This is a genomic window from Yoonia ponticola (assembly GCF_014199395.1).
Lineage (GTDB): Bacteria > Pseudomonadota > Alphaproteobacteria > Rhodobacterales > Rhodobacteraceae > Yoonia > Yoonia ponticola.
Genome location: NZ_JACIJM010000010.1, coordinates 21,911 through 38,205, shown reverse-complemented (window position 1 = coordinate 38,205; position 16,295 = coordinate 21,911). Strand labels below are relative to the sequence as shown.

At 57.5% G+C, this 16,295-nt stretch carries 22 protein-coding genes and 1 pseudogene; 12 read left to right on the top strand and 11 right to left on the bottom strand.

Going from position 1 to position 16,295, the window contains the following annotated elements; all coding sequences use genetic code 11:
• Positions 1 to 124 precede the first annotated feature (124 nt).
• The 3 genes and pseudogenes from FHS72_RS15020 to FHS72_RS15010 form a co-directional block, all read right to left on the bottom strand.
• Positions 125 to 756, bottom strand: a pseudogene (locus tag FHS72_RS15020) (tyrosine-type recombinase/integrase).
• A gap of 233 nt (positions 757 to 989) precedes the next feature.
• On the bottom strand, positions 990 to 1,346 hold the full coding sequence (locus FHS72_RS15015; RefSeq protein ID WP_183530502.1) for a response regulator: 357 nt from the start codon (positions 1,344 to 1,346) through the stop codon (positions 990 to 992).
• A gap of 34 nt (positions 1,347 to 1,380) precedes the next feature.
• On the bottom strand, positions 1,381 to 2,610 hold the full coding sequence (locus FHS72_RS15010; protein WP_183530501.1) for a sensor histidine kinase: 1,230 nt from the start codon (positions 2,608 to 2,610) through the stop codon (positions 1,381 to 1,383).
• 582 nt (positions 2,611 to 3,192) lie between these two features.
• Here FHS72_RS15010 and FHS72_RS15005 point away from each other — a divergent pair.
• The gene (locus FHS72_RS15005) at positions 3,193 to 4,269 is read left to right on the top strand and encodes a Hint domain-containing protein (protein WP_183530500.1); all 1,077 of its coding nucleotides are present in this window, start codon (positions 3,193 to 3,195) and stop codon (positions 4,267 to 4,269) included.
• A 117-nt stretch (positions 4,270 to 4,386) separates the two neighbouring features.
• Here the strand turns inward: FHS72_RS15005 and FHS72_RS15000 are convergent, their stop codons facing one another.
• Entirely contained in the window at positions 4,387 to 5,235 is an 849-nt protein-coding gene (locus FHS72_RS15000; protein WP_183530499.1) for a cation diffusion facilitator family transporter, read from the bottom strand.
• A gap of 63 nt (positions 5,236 to 5,298) precedes the next feature.
• Between FHS72_RS15000 and FHS72_RS14995 the strand changes: the two genes are divergently transcribed.
• Entirely contained in the window at positions 5,299 to 5,649 is a 351-nt protein-coding gene (locus FHS72_RS14995; RefSeq protein WP_074637868.1) for an ArsR/SmtB family transcription factor, read from the top strand.
• Between the two features lie 4 nt (positions 5,650 to 5,653).
• On the opposite strand, the gene FHS72_RS14990 is transcribed toward FHS72_RS14995, so the two are convergent.
• Complete coding sequence (locus tag FHS72_RS14990) at positions 5,654 to 6,589, bottom strand: cation diffusion facilitator family transporter (protein ID WP_074637867.1); 936 nt, start codon at positions 6,587 to 6,589, stop codon at positions 5,654 to 5,656.
• A 74-nt stretch (positions 6,590 to 6,663) separates the two neighbouring features.
• On the opposite strand from FHS72_RS14990, the gene FHS72_RS14985 reads away from it, so the two are divergent.
• The 4 genes from FHS72_RS14985 (at position 6,664) to FHS72_RS14970 (ending at position 8,564) form a co-directional block, all read left to right on the top strand.
• Positions 6,664 to 7,089: a MerR family transcriptional regulator gene (locus tag FHS72_RS14985; protein WP_074637865.1), complete on the top strand. Its 426-nt coding sequence runs from the start codon at positions 6,664 to 6,666 to the stop codon at positions 7,087 to 7,089.
• A 114-nt stretch (positions 7,090 to 7,203) separates the two neighbouring features.
• Positions 7,204 to 7,515: a hypothetical protein gene (locus FHS72_RS14980; protein WP_183530498.1), complete on the top strand. Its 312-nt coding sequence runs from the start codon at positions 7,204 to 7,206 to the stop codon at positions 7,513 to 7,515.
• A gap of 93 nt (positions 7,516 to 7,608) precedes the next feature.
• Positions 7,609 to 8,103 (top strand): DUF411 domain-containing protein, encoded by a 495-nt coding sequence (locus FHS72_RS14975; protein WP_074637863.1) that lies wholly within the window; start codon positions 7,609 to 7,611, stop codon positions 8,101 to 8,103.
• Positions 8,100 to 8,564, top strand: a complete 465-nt coding sequence (locus FHS72_RS14970; RefSeq protein ID WP_074637861.1) for a c-type cytochrome — start codon at positions 8,100 to 8,102, stop codon at positions 8,562 to 8,564. Before FHS72_RS14975 ends, FHS72_RS14970 begins: the two co-directional genes overlap by 4 nt.
• A 94-nt stretch (positions 8,565 to 8,658) precedes the next feature.
• Here the strand turns inward: FHS72_RS14970 and FHS72_RS14965 are convergent, their stop codons facing one another.
• On the bottom strand, positions 8,659 to 8,898 hold the full coding sequence (locus FHS72_RS14965) for a metal-sensitive transcriptional regulator (RefSeq protein ID WP_281378337.1): 240 nt from the start codon (positions 8,896 to 8,898) through the stop codon (positions 8,659 to 8,661).
• An 80-nt stretch (positions 8,899 to 8,978) separates the two neighbouring features.
• Between FHS72_RS14965 and FHS72_RS14960 the strand changes: the two genes are divergently transcribed.
• Together FHS72_RS14960 and FHS72_RS14955 are read left to right on the top strand one after the other, a co-directional pair.
• Positions 8,979 to 9,530 carry a DUF305 domain-containing protein gene (locus tag FHS72_RS14960; RefSeq protein ID WP_229836946.1) on the top strand — a complete coding sequence of 184 codons (552 nt, stop codon included), beginning with the start codon at positions 8,979 to 8,981 and terminating at the stop codon, positions 9,528 to 9,530.
• 17 nt (positions 9,531 to 9,547) lie between these two features.
• Positions 9,548 to 10,336 (top strand): MauE/DoxX family redox-associated membrane protein, encoded by a 789-nt coding sequence (locus FHS72_RS14955; RefSeq protein WP_183530497.1) that lies wholly within the window; start codon positions 9,548 to 9,550, stop codon positions 10,334 to 10,336.
• A 139-nt stretch (positions 10,337 to 10,475) separates the two neighbouring features.
• On the opposite strand, the gene FHS72_RS14950 is transcribed toward FHS72_RS14955, so the two are convergent.
• Together FHS72_RS14950 and FHS72_RS14945 are read right to left on the bottom strand one after the other, a co-directional pair.
• Positions 10,476 to 11,360 carry an ArdC family protein gene (locus FHS72_RS14950; protein ID WP_183530496.1) on the bottom strand — a complete coding sequence of 295 codons (885 nt, stop codon included), beginning with the start codon at positions 11,358 to 11,360 and terminating at the stop codon, positions 10,476 to 10,478.
• Positions 11,361 to 11,985: 625 nt separating this feature from the next.
• Positions 11,986 to 12,327: an ArsR/SmtB family transcription factor gene (locus FHS72_RS14945; protein WP_050525650.1), complete on the bottom strand. Its 342-nt coding sequence runs from the start codon at positions 12,325 to 12,327 to the stop codon at positions 11,986 to 11,988.
• A gap of 56 nt (positions 12,328 to 12,383) precedes the next feature.
• On the opposite strand from FHS72_RS14945, the gene FHS72_RS14940 reads away from it, so the two are divergent.
• From FHS72_RS14940 to FHS72_RS14930, 3 genes are all read left to right on the top strand, one after another.
• Entirely contained in the window at positions 12,384 to 13,232 is an 849-nt protein-coding gene (locus tag FHS72_RS14940) for a cation efflux transmembrane domain-containing protein (protein ID WP_050525651.1), read from the top strand.
• The gene (lspA, locus tag FHS72_RS14935) at positions 13,229 to 13,738 is read left to right on the top strand and encodes a signal peptidase II (RefSeq protein ID WP_050525652.1); all 510 of its coding nucleotides are present in this window, start codon (positions 13,229 to 13,231) and stop codon (positions 13,736 to 13,738) included. The genes FHS72_RS14940 and lspA overlap by 4 nt, the downstream gene beginning before the upstream one ends.
• 101 nt (positions 13,739 to 13,839) lie before the next feature.
• Positions 13,840 to 14,307: a DUF411 domain-containing protein gene (locus tag FHS72_RS14930; RefSeq protein ID WP_050525653.1), complete on the top strand. Its 468-nt coding sequence runs from the start codon at positions 13,840 to 13,842 to the stop codon at positions 14,305 to 14,307.
• A 343-nt stretch (positions 14,308 to 14,650) separates the two neighbouring features.
• Here the strand turns inward: FHS72_RS14930 and FHS72_RS14925 are convergent, their stop codons facing one another.
• The 3 genes from FHS72_RS14925 to FHS72_RS14915 form a co-directional block, all read right to left on the bottom strand.
• The gene (locus tag FHS72_RS14925) at positions 14,651 to 14,878 is read right to left on the bottom strand and encodes a hypothetical protein (RefSeq protein WP_183530495.1); all 228 of its coding nucleotides are present in this window, start codon (positions 14,876 to 14,878) and stop codon (positions 14,651 to 14,653) included.
• Positions 14,879 to 15,045: 167 nt separating this feature from the next.
• Complete coding sequence (locus tag FHS72_RS14920) at positions 15,046 to 15,303, bottom strand: helix-turn-helix domain-containing protein (RefSeq protein ID WP_183530494.1); 258 nt, start codon at positions 15,301 to 15,303, stop codon at positions 15,046 to 15,048.
• A gap of 124 nt (positions 15,304 to 15,427) precedes the next feature.
• A complete protein-coding gene (locus FHS72_RS14915) occupies positions 15,428 to 15,688 on the bottom strand; it encodes a hypothetical protein (protein WP_183530493.1) in 261 nt (86 codons plus the stop codon).
• A 202-nt stretch (positions 15,689 to 15,890) separates the two neighbouring features.
• On the opposite strand from FHS72_RS14915, the gene FHS72_RS14910 reads away from it, so the two are divergent.
• A complete protein-coding gene (locus FHS72_RS14910; protein WP_183530492.1) occupies positions 15,891 to 16,259 on the top strand; it encodes a hypothetical protein in 369 nt (122 codons plus the stop codon).
• The last annotated feature ends 36 nt before the right edge of the window (positions 16,260 to 16,295 follow it).

Below are 16,295 nucleotides of genomic sequence, written 5' to 3'. Positions count from 1 at the left end.
CGTGTAAACCAGACGTTAGCCACCGCGCAGCAATTTGGTAATAAGGGCTCCTTGCCGTCATCTGACGCCAATCGATGCATGGCTGCTTTCAGAAGGCGAACGGCTTGAGCCGCTCGCCTAAAGTTCAGATGTCGATCTTCTCCGCGATGCTTAGGGCATCTTCGACTTCGACGCCCAAGTAGCGCACCGTGCTATCGATTTTTGTGTGGCCAAGAAGCAGTTGTACCGCCCGCAAGTCCCAGTTTTGCGGTAGATTTCAGCGGCCTTCGTGCGGCGCATAGAGTGCGTGCCGTAGCCACTTGGTTCTAAGCCAATTGCTGCGACCCAGTCCCTGACAAGCCGACCATATTGACGTGTCGAAATGTGTGGATGGTCGTGGAACCGACTTGGAAACATGAATTTGCCTCTCAACATTTCGGGACTTCTGACCCAGTCGAGAACGGAAACACGTGTATTCTCAGTCATTTCAAACTGAACCGGCCGCTTTGTTTTACTCTGTACGACGGAAACACGTTCGCGAACTTGATCTGCATTGACGAGGTCGCTCACCTTGAGACAGACCAAGTCGCACCCCCGCAACTTGCTGTCGATTGCGACATTGAAGAGTGCCAGATCACGCAAATTATTTGCCAATTCGAGACGTGCTCGGATGGCCCAAACCTGTTTTGGCAGCAGTGGTCGCTTTTGGCCGATTAGGCGACCTTTGTTCCAGGCTCGGTGTTTTGGGGTGGTTGCTGGAAGTTGTACTCTAGGCATGTCTTGCCCTCCATACCTCCCTCCAAACCCAAACGTCGGCACCGCGCCCACGATGGATTATAGCACAATCTGCTATGACTGCTTTGGACCTGTCACGTAGATGAACCATGCCGCGTGTGCATCAGACCGCTTTGAGCCCACTTTAACCGATGCTGCGGGCGGCATGAATGACCGCTCTACGGAAATTGGAATCTACGCCATTATCAAACTTGGATAGAACCTACACGGTGTAATTAAGCCGCAATCGTTTCAACGGTTCGCACCAATTCATCACTGCCGTAAGGTTTGGACAGCATGGCAATTGGCTTTAGCTCCTCTAGGCGCGTTCGCATGGTTGGATCAAGATTACCGCTGGCAAAAATTACATCGACGTCCAGGGTCTTACGAATGCGCTGAACCGCAGCGCGGCCACATCCACCGCCTGCCAAGCGCAGATCGACGATCATAAGCTCAGGTTTTTGGCTTAGGGCCATCTTCACGGCTTGTTCTTCCGTGGTAGCGGTTCCAACAATATCGTGTCCCGCGTCCTGCAACGCCATTTCAGCATCGAGGGCGATCAATAATTCGTCTTCAACAATCAGGATGCGCAATGGATGATCCTGCGAACCGTCCTCCCCGAAGTGATCAGGGTTCGAACTCCAATTTGACGATCCATCCATCGACCTGCTTCTTCTCTACCGTGGCACCCAGTTGCTGAGCCAAAATTTTAGTGAGCTTCGTGCCCAACCCCGATGTTTCATTACTGCTTATATCTTGCTCAATAGTGAACGATTTCAGGGCGGGCTGGGTTCCGGTACCGGTGCCATTATCAGCGACTTCCACGCATACGGTTCCGCTATCGTTGCTGAAAAGTCGCACTGTCACTGTGGCACTATCATCTTTTCCTTCGCTACCGATATATTCATCGGCGAAGGCATATTTGAAAGCATTGGTGACCAGTTCGTTTACAATGAGTGAGAGTGGAACTGCTTTGTCTGCTGACAGAACAATCTCTTCTGCCTCAACCTGAAGGGAAATCTTCCGCTCTCCGGCACCCACTGCATCCGCTAATCGGTCGCAGAACCGACGCAGGTAGCCGCCAAACTCAACGGTTCGAACATCATCATCGTGATAGAGCCCGGCATGAACGGAGGAAATGGCTTGCACGCGCGCGGAGGCAGCCTTCAACAGTTCGGCAGCATCGTCTGGAGCCGCTCGGGCCTGTAGGGACAGGATTGAGCTGACCAGTTGCAGGGAATTTTTTACTCGGTGGTTCACTTCACCCAGCAAAATCTCTTTTTCCTCCAGCAACCGTACCTCATCTTCGATATCAACAAGCGCAACCGTCGCACCGATTGCTTCTCCATTGCTGTTGCGAACTGGCTCACCGATAACCCGCATCCAGAACATGGTTCCATCGCCGCGCTGGTAATTTACATCAAGAGTCGAATGATCTTCACCGTCCTTGATTACCCGAGACAGGGGATATTCGTGGCTTTCCACCTGCCGTCCGTCAGAATGAAATGACACCCATTCGCCATAAGACGCGGTATCGGCCGAATGAAGTACCGGATGTCTGAGATTACGCTCGATCCAAGAATTGCCATGAACAATCCGTCCGGTCGCGTCTGCAAGAACCACGCCCACAGGTACGGTCTCCAGCATGGCTTCCAACAAGGCGGTGCGATTGGCGGTTTCGTCATCGTTCACGATTATGCCGTTTTCGCTATCGGATCCAAGCGTCGCGCGTATGGTGGTAAGCTCGCGGCGTAGGCGAGCGATTTCTTCCTGCGCGCCTGCCGGGGTGCTTGTATCGTTCGATTGAACGCCAAGGGAAGATATCGAAACGTCTTCGAGATTTGGTTCGCCTTCCAAGTCACACCCCCAAGGACAATGCAGATCAAACTTAGGTTACTATGATAGACTGCTGTGTAGAAGATGTCGTTTGACAATTCAAGTGCGACCTTTTGGGTGAGTAGCCGACGTTGGGGAAGCTGCAGCGAAATGTTGCTTTGTCCCGCACTGTGTAAGTTCGACCTCTAAACTTTGCTGCACTTTGCACGAATGGCTGGTTTCCCCTCTGCGCGGCAGCATCGAATTTTACGCTGACGCAGCATTTTCCACGCTGCGAGCGCACGCAGCAAGAAATCCGAACTCACGGAATGGGCTCAAACCGGACTTTTGCCGCGCAAAGCGCGGATGACAGCTACGCTGCTTCCAGCACCAGCCTACGCCACTTGGCCATAAAGAAAGTGCGCCAAACATCGCGGAAGATCACAAGGTTCTGGGAAGAGGTTTTTGTCGAAGCACAGGGTGAAGCTGGCTTTGATCCGGCTGTCTCAAGACTTCCTTCATTCAGAAGCGGTATCACGCCGAGTGCATCTATGCAGGTGTACAGATGTTTGGACAACGCGTTCAAAATGCTATGTTTCAAACTGCCAACCAGGAGCGATTCGTATGCCCACGGTGACATTGACCCTCCGCGGCGATCAGATTGGCCGCTATTCCAGCTTCTCCGGCACAGGAAATGGGCCTGATCGGATTGTGACGGTCGATGGCGTCGAGGCTATAGGAACGGCCAATCAACTCTTCACAGTTGTCGTCGAGCAGGTGAATACTGGCGTTACAGAATTCCAGAATGGCCAGTTTATCACGATCCTCGACTCGGACAATAACGTAGTCGTCCCCAGAACAAGCGTACAGCCAGATATCGAGCAAGGGCGCGGTGCAGGGGACGAACATCTCTTGCTCAACAACCAGCCCTTTCTTATCGATTTAGGCGGTGTTCCCGCCGGACCGTCGACGGTCACGTATACGGAAGCTGATGAAGCTGCAGGTGTTGGTGGCGATGACGACGGGCAGCTCGATTTTATGGACTTTCCGTGTATTACCCCGGGCGCGATGATCACGACACCGGATGGTTTTACGGACGTCGCGGCGTTAAAAAGCGGCGATTTGGTTGAGACACTGGATCACGGAACTGTCCCGCTCGCTTGGGTTGGAAGACGTACGCTTGACTTGACCAATCGCGCGACAGGCAAACCAATTCTTATCAAGACTTCATTTTTCGGAGAACAGCAGCCGAGTCGTGACCTGATCTTGTCACCAGATCATCGGATTCTCGTGAATGACCCGGCATGTAAATTTCTGTTTGAGACGTCTGAGGTCCTTGCTCCGTCAAAGGGGTTGGTGGGGCTGCCGCGAATTCGAGAAATGCGCGGCAGGCGGCATATCGAATACATTACCTTGTTCACGGAGCAACACGAGATCATCTTCGCCAACGGCTTGGCGGTCGAAACTCTGTATCCCGGCCCCGAGGCGCTGCATCGTCTCGGGGCTCTAGGCCGTGCAAAAATTCTTTCGGTTTGTCCGGCCCTGCGACACCAATCTCCGTCGGTCGTCTATCCGGGAGCGCGCCGTCTCCTGTCGGTTCGCGAAAGCAAAGTGCTTTCTGACGCGCTTCGTCTGGAGCGTCAGGTAGGAATTGAAGAAGGCGCGGCAGAACCTTCAGCGAGACTTCGGGTAGTAAACTAGCGCCTTGGAAAGCTTACGTCCGCCGGAGGACGTGTCAAAACTCATACGTTTCTGTCACCGGCAGAAACAACCGTTTTCGCCCACGCAGTTCTGGCAAGGGGTTTCTGTCCGACCCTCCTAAGTCTCAGCCAAATCGCTCCGCGCATCTCGAATGATCATCCACGAGGAATGCAGGAACAGCCCTGCAATGGCGAAAGCAACAATCAGGTCGGGCCAGGCGCTGCCGAGCCAAGCGACCAGCCCAGCGGCGATTACTACGGCGAGATTGCCGATGGCGTCGTTGCGCGAAAAAAGCCAGACGGCCCGCATATTGGCATCCCCCTTGCGGTGCTTCAGCAGCGGCAGCACCGCGAGAATGTTCACGATCAGCGCCCCTACAGCGAAGGCTCCCATCAACCCGGCTTCGGGCGTCGTCTGGTTGAGAACGCGCCAAAACGTGCTGCCGACAACGCCAAGCCCCAGAAGCCCCAAAAACACGCCCTGGATCATCGCGGATCGTGCCCGCCATGTCAGGCTCCAGCCGATGGCGAGCAGGCCCAAGAAGGTGATCGCACCGTCCCCGAGGAAATCGAGCGCATCCGCTTTCAGTGCCTGCGATCCGGACAGGAACCCACCGAACATCTCGACTACGCCGTAGCCGAGATTGAGCAGGACCACGATCCAGAGCGCGCGGCGATAGCTTGGGTCCTTGTAGGCCGGATCGGACGATGTATCACCGTCCTCCATCTTCTCGAAACCGTAGCCGGTGGCGTCGAGGGCGGGCTGCACTTTCGGCAGGTCGGCCTCCGCGATCCGCAATGTCATGACATGGGTGGCAGCCGATACTTTCACATCGCCTTCGGCCACACCCGCCGACCGGGCCGCGCGTTCGATCTCGGCGGCGTCCTTGGCGCAGTCCATGCCCTGCACCCGCATCCGGATCGGCGAGGATGCTGTTGGAAATGTGCTGTTCTCGGCCTGGTTCATGTGTAATTCTCTTCAAGTTAACGGGCGAAAGATGTCGCCAATAACGTATCAGTGGATAATGATATGACGGCGAGAGACATTCAAGACGATCTTTCGGCATCCAACGCCCTGGAGCTGAGGGCAAAGCTCTTCCGGGGCTTAAGTGATCCAAGCCGCCTTGCCATCCTTAATGCGCTGGTATCGGGCGAACGCAGCGTACAGGAAATCGTCGCTCACTCGGGCTTGGGGCAGCCCAATGTCTCGAACCATCTGCGATGCCTGCTCGACTGCGGGCTGGTCAGCCGCCGCACCGAAGGTCGATTTGTTCGGTATCGCCTGGCAGACAGGCGGGTCGCCAGCCTGATCCACGATGCGGATCGGCTTCTTGCTGCGACGGGGGCCGGGATCGACACCTGCGAGCGCTACACAGAATAGTCGCTCATCCGTGCCGCTCCTCGCCATGCCCGCGCCCGCCGAACTCGGACGGGTCATCGCAGGCGTGGCGCGCGCATTCCAGCTCCAGCGTCGTGTGCTCGATGTCAAAGCGGTCGGCCAGTGCGGTTTTGATCCGGTCCTTCAACGCGTCGGCTTCGCTCCAGCGACCCTCGGCGATGACGATATGGGCGTCCAGCGCGGCGCGGTGTTCGTCCATCTGCCAGAAGTGCGCATGGTGAATCCCGGTCACGCCGTCAATGCCGCGCACGGTATCGAGGACGGCCTTTGTCTCTAATTCGGGCGGCGAACCCAACATCAGGATACGGATCACGGGGCCGATCTCGCGGAAAGATTGCCAGAGGATGTAGCCCGCAATCAGCACGGTCACGAGCGGGTCGATCAGCCGCCAGTCAAAGAGTAGGATCAAGGTGCCCGCAACGATAACGGCGACTGAGCCGAGCGCGTCGGCCACGTTATGCAGGAACGCCGCGCGGATGTTCACGCTGGATTTCGACATGGCGTAGGTCAACGCGGCGGTCGCTGCGTCCACGATCAGCGCAATGCCCGCGATGATGACGATGAGCCAGCCCTCGACGGGTTGCGGGTCGGCAAAGCGCATCGCCGCTTCATAGAGCAGGTAGAGTCCGATCACGATCAGCGTGGTGTAATTAATGAGCGCGGCCACGACCTCAACCCGGCCATAGCCAAAGGTCATCTCCGCGTCTCGTGGCCGCCGCGCGATCTTGCGCGCGCCGAACGCAATGATGAGCGATATCGCGTCTGAGAAGTTGTGCAGCGCATCTGCAATCAACGCGAGCGAGCCGGACAAGATACCGCCGACGATCTGCGCGACCGTCAGGCCAATGTTGACAGCGATGGCGGCGACGACCCGGCGGTCGCCTGCTTCAGGATCGACGTGGTGGTGGTGACCGTGCCCCATGTTGCAAAACCCTTTCGATTCGTCTTGGTTCCAGATAGATACGATCTACAGCGACTGTAGGTTCAAGGGGTAACATGAAGGAATATTCTATCGGGCAGATGTCTCGCCGGACGGGCGTAAAGGTGACGACGATCCGCTATTACGAAAGCCGGGGGTTGATCCCGTCGCCAGCGCGCACGACAGGCGGGCAGAGGCGCTACGATGAGGCGGCGCTCGAACGGCTCGCCTTCCTGCGCCACGCACGGGAACTGGGCTTTGGTCTCGAAGATATTGCCGATCTGATGGCTTTGGCCGAAGCGCCTGCCGAAGACTGTGCCCCCGCCCATGAGATCGCGCGCAAACAACTCGCGGCGGTAGACCGACGCCTGACTATTCTCGCGCAGCTTCGCCAAGAACTCGCACGGATGGCTGAGGCAGACGATCCAGGGCGGGCCGGGGAGTGCCGCGTCATTGAGGTTCTGGGGGATCACCGGCTCTGTATCGGCGCGCATGAAGCGTAAGGGAAAAACGGTGGGTGAGGCTGATGGTCGAAAACACGCACATTGATGGCCGCGACGGAATGTATCGCAGCTTGCAGCTTGCAAATATCCATATACCCCATGTAGGTATTCGGCATGGGTTTGATCCGACTTCTTCTCGTCGTCATAGCAACGCTGTCCGCTTCGGTTTCTGGAGTGATGGACGCAGGCCATGCGGCTATTGTGGAGCATGGCCACGCATCCGCAGAAATGGCCAACGATAAATCGGTTTGCTGTTCGGAAAGCTCTGAGCGCTCCCAAACCTGCCATGTCCTGCCTGCGTTGGTTCCTGGTACAGACGACCATGATGCCGGTCCCGCTACTTGCGAGGATGTATTCTTCGGTGCTGGCCTGCTGCTGACAGGTATTGAGCCTTCCGGCCCTCTTGATCCACCCCGCGTGGTGTGATGCCCTTCTGCGTCCATCGGGATGCAGCATCCAAATCTGCAATCACACCAGAACGGGCTTTGCCCGTGCGTAATCCTATCGAGAGGAAAAGACATGAAACCGATCAAGACACTACTCGCCTTCACGCCCGCCGCCGCACTTGCGCTTAGTCTCGCCTCATTTGGCGCAGCTGGTATGGCCCACGCTGATAATCATTCCGGCTTGGCCGATCACGGCACGATGCACGTGACCAAAAGCCCGACCTGTGGCTGTTGCGGTGCCTGGGTCGCCTTGGCGCGCGAGGAAGGCTTTGACATTGAGGTCACGGACACCCGCGATGTCACCAGCGTGAAGCTGGAAAACGATGTGCCAGGCACGATGTGGTCCTGCCATACCGCGATGATCGACGGCTATGTGGTCGAAGGCCATGTGCCGTTCGCGGCACTAGCGAAACTGCTGGAAGAACGTCCCGAGATTGCCGGTATCGCGGTTCCAGGAATGCCCGGTGGCTCCCCCGGCATGGGGAACGATCATACCGCGCGGTACGATGTGCTGGCCTTCGGTGGCGACGCAGGTGAGGGCGAGGTCTTCTATCAGGCCGGTCTGTGAATCGGATTGTAGCGCTCGGTTTGGGGGCAGCGGTTCTTGCGGGAGCCGCTGCCCTCGCCTTCGGGTGGGGCACCTCGGCACCGGCCCAGACCGTGCTGATGCCGTCCGACCCGGACGTGGTGGCACTGGGACAGGCGGTCTACGTCGAGAACTGCGCCTCGTGCCACGGTGCGAACCTCGACGGTCAGCCGAACTGGCGGTCGCCCGGCCCGGACGGGCGGCTCCCTGCACCGCCGCATGATGAAACCGGGCATACGTGGCACCATGACGGCGACACGCTGTTTCAGCTGACCAAATACGGGACCGGGGCTTTGATCGGCGATCCTGACTACCAATCCAATATGCCGATCTATGAAGGCGTCCTGACGGATGAAGAGATCATCGCTGTCCTCAGCTACATCAAGTCAACATGGCCGCAGGACATCCGCGACCATCACGACGCATTGGCGAACAGACAGTGACGCCTGGCACGCTGGCCGTCTCAATGATGTTCTGCCAAAGACGAGCGCTTGACTAAAAATTTACCGTGACGCCTTTTGTAAAAGCCCGATCAGCTCATCGAACTTGGCGCGCTGTTCTTCCGGGTCGCCGCTTTCGATCGCAGCCTCGACGCAGTGCTTCGCGTGTTGTTCGAGGATCAGCTTTTTCGACCCCAAGAACCGCAGACCGGATCGCCGCCGTCTGCGCCAGAATGTCCATGCAGTAACGGTCGCTTTCGACCATTTTGGCGACCCCACGCACCTGTCCTTCGAGCCGTGACAGACGGTCCAGCGTTTTATCCTTGTTGGCCTTCATGCGGCGGCGCTCCCTTTTTTGGAACCTTTGGCTGACATTTTCGTTGTATACCCCATATGGGTATATTGAAGAGGCAGACAATGGCACATCAGGACGACACTACAATGGTTTCGCACAACGCGCATCATGATAGCAAAACCGGCAAAGGCAGTGGCTATGGCCGGTTCTTTGCAATGATCGGCACGTCGACAGTGGTGATGTATGGCCTGATGTATCTCAACACATATGCCCTCGATCACGTCTTCTTCTCGCAGACGCGAATGTGGATGGCGCTCTACATGGGCGGGATGATGGCAATCATCATGCTCGCTTTCATGCTGGGCATGTATTCCAACCGGAAAACCAACATCGCGATCTTTGCAGGCGCAGCCATCGCCTTTGCCGCCGGGATTTACCTCGTTCGGTCGCAGGACACGGTGGGCGACGTGGCGTGGATGAAAGCGATGATCCCGCACCATTCCATCGCGATCCTGACCAGCGAACGAGCCAATATTTCCGACCCTCGGGTACGCGAGCTGGCCGATGCAATCATCGAGGCACAGCGCAGCGAGATCGCGGAAATGCAGCGATACATCGCAGACATTGAAGAAAATGGGGATGCGGCCCCCGGCACATCTCGAACAGAACCCTGAGACAAAGGAAGCCAATCATGCCAAAGGATACTCGCGACGTTGCAAACGTAACGACCGACCCTGTCACCGCCGCGACCGGAAAGACTGCCGTTCTCTACCGCATGGCACTGCCGAACCATCTGTGTCCGGCAGGGCAGAAAGCGCGCTGGCTTCTGAAGTCCAAAGGCTATGATGTCGATGATCGACTGTTCCGCGAGCGCCCCGAAGTGGATGCGTTCAAAGAGGAATATGGCGTCCCTACGACCCCGCAAGTGTGGATCGAAGGTAAGCGCGTCGGTGGCTATGATGCCCTGCGCCAGAAGCTCACCGATTACGATCCCGACGCGACGACCTACACGCCGGTGATCTACCTCTTCGCGGTCGCCGCCGCGACGGCGCTCGCGCTGTCCATCAGCTTTCTCGGCACGATCTCGTGGCAGACGCTCGGTTGGTTCATCTCCGTCTCGATGATCCTGCTGGGTATGCAGAAATTGCGCGACATCGAAGGCTTCACGACGATGTTCCTCAACTACGACCTGCTCGCGCGGAAGTGGGTGCCCTATGCCTATGTCTATCCGTGGGTTGAGACGGGGGCAGGTATCCTGATGACGGGCATGCTGCTGACCCCGCTTGCCGCTCCTGCGGCGCTTTTTATCGCCACGGTGGGTGCCGCAAGCGTGATCAAGGCCGTCTATATCGACACGCGGGAACTGAAATGCGCCTGCGTGGGCGGCAACTCGAACGTGCCGCTCGGGTTCGTGAGCCTCACCGAAAACCTGATGATGATGGGCATGGCCATCGTCATGCTAGTCCAGATCATAGTCTGAAGCCGGTTTGGGCAAAAAAGGCTTTGATTTGTCGCACGAAGCGCCGACCCTGAAAACGCCCCATTATCGTAATTGAACCGCCACGCAATAAAGCCCCCGTCTGCTGACGGGGGCTCCGATCATTTGCCCGCGCTTGCCGTTACTCTGCCGCCATCCGCTCAAACTGTGCGGTGCGGTCCATGATGTAATCCACGGCCTTCTGCGCCTCAGATGCGGCGCGGAATATCGCGCGGCTGTCTTCCTTCATCGCCTCAAGCCATCCTTCGACATAGGCCGCGCTCTGGTCGAATTCCGGCTCCACCCCGATCTGCGCGCAAAGCATGCAGTTGCCGATTTCCGCAACCAGCTCCTCGAACGCGTAGGCCTTGCGGTCATTGAACCGGCCCAGACGGTCAAGCCGCTTTGTCGCCCCTGTCCAGTGGGTCAGCTCATGCGCCAAGGTGCCGTAATATCCTGCGGCCCTGTGAAAGGTCGCGATCGGCGGCATGTGGATGCGGTCGGTCTTGATGTTATAATAGGCGCGGGGTTCCTCGGTCACGTCGATTTGCGCGCCGGTCCCGGCAAAGAACGCTTCAAGCTCGGGGTCGGCCACGGTGCCAAGATCGCGCGGCGGATCGGGCAGGATGTAGAATTCAGCGGGCAAGCCCTCGATCTGGTCGGCGTTGAACACGCGGTAGGCCTTGGCATAGGGGATCTGGCGTTCCTCGCCGTTCTCGTTTTCCCGCTCGACAGTGCCGTATTTCACGACCGTGGCGGATTTCTCGCCCTTGCGAACATGGCCCCCAAGCTGCTTGGCCTGATTGAACGTCATCCAGCGGGCTGAGCTGCAATCCTTGGCCATTGCCGTGGCCCAAAGCATCAGGATGTTGATGCCCCGATAGGCCTCACCATTGAACCGTTCCGGCAAGCTGACCGATACCCCGCTACCGGTCCACGGCTTACGCCAGGGCGGCGTTCCAGCCTCGATCTGCGCGATGATCTGATTGGTGACATGGGAATAAACGTCAAACTTCTCTGCGGTCATTTGTGACCCTCCTTCGCGTGACGCGGGCCGGGTCTCTTTCCCTTTCCGCCGATGGGCGGGCCTTCCTGTTCTGATCTTTGGAATGCCCATGCATTCCGAAGGGCAGAGCAGGTAAGGGCAAAGCCCGTCCTGCGGCCTGACGGGGCCGTGACAACCGGGTGGAGGGCGTGAATTTGGGAGGGAACCGCGTGCCTGCGCGTGGGAGGAACCGGAATTCTCGACCGGAACCGACGCCAACGGCGGCGCTTGCCGGTTTTCCCGGACCTGCCGGGATGGCAGGCGGATCAATAGAATTTGGAAACTGTCAGGGTTGGGGTGAGCGGGCGTCAGCCCGTCGATGCCCTGCCCTGTCTATCGCTCGAAGCGAGACCGGCGCACTGCCGGGATCACAGCTATGCTTTTGCAGCATACGCGTCGTCTTGCCTGTCCGGTGTGCGGACAAATGGTGATTTCGCTGCGGATGCGCCAACGTCCGGTTCGGCGGACCGTTCAACGAATGGTGGATGCCCCCCAATCTTACGTCCTCCGGGATGCATGACCTAGCGTCGGCAGAACCTGCAAGTGTAACCGCTTCGGCCTTGGCAGGTTTATGACCAGCTTTCTTTGCTGCCAAAACGACCGTTTGTCACTCGCGATAGTTGCCGCACGCCTCAACACCCTCTGCGACCAATTCCAGAAGTGCGTCCACATCATTCAAAAGGGCTGTAATGCGCGGGCTGCTGATACGGTAGCGAATGAAGCGTCCATCGCGGTCGCTGGCGACAAGCCCACAATCCAAAAGACATCGGAGATGGTTGGAAACGTTTGGTTGCGATAATTCCGTGCGTTCGACGAGTTCGTGAACAACCAGCGGCCCCCCGCACAAGGCACCGAGAATAGCCAAGCGGCTTGGGTCGGCGAAGCCGCGGAAAAGCTTTGCGCGTTGTTCAATGGTAGCGGTCTTGCGGTCGGTAACGATCTGCGTCATATCATTATTCACTGATATATTATCCTTTGATCCACTTTAGCAGGAGAACTGCGACCATGGCCAACGCAGAAAACGCGATAGCAGATATTCCATCCTTCCGTTACCGCGTCTCCGGCATGGATTGCGCCAAGGACGCCGCACAGATTGAACGAGCGGCGCAGTCTGCCGGGGTCGCGCCCGACGCGGTGAAAGTGTCGGCGGCGACCCATATCATGACCTTGAAGGCCCCTGAAGCGCGGTTGCCGGAGATCGAAAAAGCCGTTGAGACAACTGGGTATGGGTTTGACCGTATCGAGAGCGACGAGGATATTCAGCAAGGTGCGGCCCATCAGGACCCGGCCTACCGACGCGCGCTCTGGATCGTCGTAATCCTAAACGTTGGTTATGGTGTCATCGAGATGGTCGGCGGGTTCATCTCCGGATCGCAGGCTGTGAAGGCCGATGCGCTCGATTTCATCGGCGATGGCGCAATTACCTTCCTCGGACTTCTGGCCATCGGCTGGAGCCTCGCCTGGCGAGCGCGATCAGCCCTGATTCAGGGCATCTTTCTCGGCTTGCTCGGTCTTGGCGTCCTTGGCACAACCATCATACGGGCATTCGAGCCGACACCGCCAGACGCCACTCTGATGGGGATACTGGGCCTTATTGCTCTTGTCATCAATGTCATCTCCGTGTTGCCCCTGCTGAAATTCCGCAAAGGCGACGCGAACATGCGTGCCGTCTGGCTGTTTTCGCGCAACGACGCCATCGGCAATGCGGCAGTCGTTATCGCCGCCGGTCTGGTGTTTTGGCTGGGTAGCGCATGGCCCGACCGAATCGTCGCCTTCGGCATCGCAGGATTGTTCTTGCATTCTTCCTGGGCGATCATCCGCGATGCGCGTTCCGATCTGAAAGTGGCGGCATGAACAGCCGCATTCTGGGGGCGGTCTGCACGATTGCAGCTTTCGGTCTCGATCAGGGCACCAAGGCGCTTGCCCTGAACACCCCGGCGCTTGAGCATGGGGTCGAGGTTCTGCCCTTTCTCAATCTCGTTCGTGTCCTGAACGATGGGGTCAGCTTCGGCATGCTCGGTGGGATCGTGCCCTGGTGGGGTCTCGTCGTGCTTGCTACCGCGATCATGGCATGGCTGCTGATCTGGTTATGGCGCGCGCCGAACAGGCTGACGGCTGCTGCTCTCGGTCTGGTCATCGGCGGTGCGCTCGGCAATGTCATCGACCGGCTGCGTTATCAGGCGGTCCCTGACTTTCTGGATTTTCACTTCGGAACATACCACTGGCCGTCCTTCAACCTCGCTGACGTGGCGATTTTCTGTGGGGCGGCACTGCTGTTCTGGGACGGCTTTCGCGCGACGAAAGACAAGCCGGGACATCAGGAACAAGACCAACGCGAGGGAAATATCACGGGGAGATAAACGATGTCCGCATACCATCCGCAAAGGGCTTCGACAGCACGTTCGCCCAACTGCGCAACCCAAGTCCCGCCCAAGGCATGCTATTCAAAAGGAGAAATGCGATGCACATAACGCGCCGCCAAATTTTGACCGCCGTCGCTGGCATTGCCAGCGCCGCGCCGCTTGCGGCATTTGCGCAAGCTGCACCAACAATCCACGTTCTCAAAGACCCTAATTGCGGCTGCTGTCGCGCCTGGGTCGCCATTCTTAGGCAGGAGGGCTTTCGCGTCACCGAGGAGCGGAGCTTTGGGACCCTCATGATGCGTCACAAGCTGGACAATGGCATCCCGCAAAGAATGATATCGTGCCACACGGGCGAGATTGAGGGTTACATGATCGAAGGTCACGTGCCGGTTGCCGACATCCGCCGCCTGTTGGCTGAACGGCCAGATGCTGTCGGTCTCGCTGTTCCTGGCATGCCTTATGGGTCGCCTGGAATGGGCCCAGAAGATCAGCGTGAAGCTTATGATGTGTTCTTGATCCGCCGGGATGGTAGCAGCGAGGTCTTTACGAGCTATTCCGCAGCTTAGAACTCCAATGACCTCTGGGTCAGAGTCTTTATGAGAAATGACCGTTTTGATTGTGTCCTTCTGACAGAACTTATCCAAAAACGGTGATGCACGTTCCGATCTGAAGGCGGCGGCATGAACAGCCGCATTCTGGTTGGGTTCCGCGCAACGGAAGACACACCGAAAAAGCCTGAACAAGGCAACCGCAAAAATAGTGCACAGCAAAGACCGAGAAGCGGCCATTCAGTTATTCTGCAGCATCTGTCGAAGTGGGCTCCTTCGAGACCTTCGCTGCATCTGCTCCAACGGCTGGTACGCGCGCGGACACTTTCCATGAATATAAGATGTAGGCGGCCTGAGAAGCCTAGCTGCTGTCGCCTCTTCCTATCTGTGTGAGCGCGTCGAAGTCGATTTCCTGCTTCTGTTCCGCAGTGATATCCGGTCGGATTTCCGATATCGGCTGGGGCCCGTAGACGTCCCACATCACCGCATGCGCGCCTGTAGTCCAGCGAAATACCCAACCAACAATGCTGTACCCATCGGTCCCGATCAGATTGGCGATCGCGACGCCCTCACCGTTATCATCGTTCACTGTTTACTGACTTCCTGCACTGTGGCGCTGAATTTGCGGCGTGGTGTCATAGTGCGCTGGCACCGCTGACCGCACGTGGTGGATGTTTTGGCTAACTGCTCTTCCTTGAGGGAAGCTGATCTCACGAGGGGATAACCAAAGCGGCACGCCCCAAAAATGCATTGTTCTCAAATTCTATGGTCGGGCTCCGTGGCAGCTTCGACGATCGCCAGAACCTCGAACGGGTCAAAGCCGATCGCACGCGCCAAAACGACCAGCTCGACAACGTCGACCCGGCGTTCGCCGCTTTCGAGGCGCGCCACGAGAGACTGATGGCACTTGAGCCTGTCCGCCAAATCGTCCTGGCCCAAGCCTGCGCTTTTACGCGCGTCGACCAACGCACGGACGAGCGCCAACTGGCCATTTGTTCTGATTGTTTTCGCCACGCGTCACATACCTTTTGTGACGTCGCTAGCGGATGAAATCTGTTATCTAAAAAGTAGATATTAGAGGTTGTTATCAGCGTCTGGTTTCCATGGGCTGCACGTCTGATGCTCCCGAGGTTGCCCATCAATCCCCTACCAATTGCAGAAATCGGCCGTAGTCCTCACTGACTTCGCGCGCTTCCTCGAAGGCGCGGGCGCGTTCGCCGTCGAGGCACCGGAAGTAGCTCTGGATATCCTGAATGTAATCTTCGAAGTCCCCGCGGATGATATCCGCATAGTCCCGTGTCGCCTGCGAATCGCTTGGCAGGAAGGGGCGGGATGGCGCGAAGCAGGCCTCGGCATGGTCCGCGACCTGAGCGAGCATAAAAGCGATCAGCACTCGCATTGCTAGCACCTTCCTCAACCTAAGGTTTGTAAAACCTTTTATCTCCTTGATAGACACCAAGGGCCATGCCTAGAGTCTGTGTAATCGAAATACATCTGTATCTGCCGTAATATAACTTGCGGTTGATATTATACTATCGTAACTCTGGGCTTCAAGTGGGAATGCCTGGGGTCGCGCCATTGGAGAAAGCGTGAGCCGGGCCATGAACTGGGACATCGAAGCACCAAATGTGGTTACGGAAGCCAGGTTCCGCGAGCTCGTGGAAAGCGGCTATAGCGCAGAAATCCTGTGCCAGGAGTCGGCACACAAGAAAGGCCCCAGCTATTACGGGGTCTGGATCATGCGCGTTGTCTCTGACGACGGGGTGGAAAAGCTCCTCGTCACCGCCCGCACGCGGACGACCTACAACGATATCAAGATCCGCGAGTTCAAGACGATCTCCGGCGTGGTGTCATTCTTCATTGGCCTTGGCTTTGCGCATGTCGATCTGCCGCTTGAGGCGGGGACAAGCCGTACGCACAAACTCGCCCCGGCAGACAAAGCCCCATCAGACAAGGGCACTGACACCTAACCTCGTCTGTCTCTGGCTGGTCGCAGCACCTGCCTC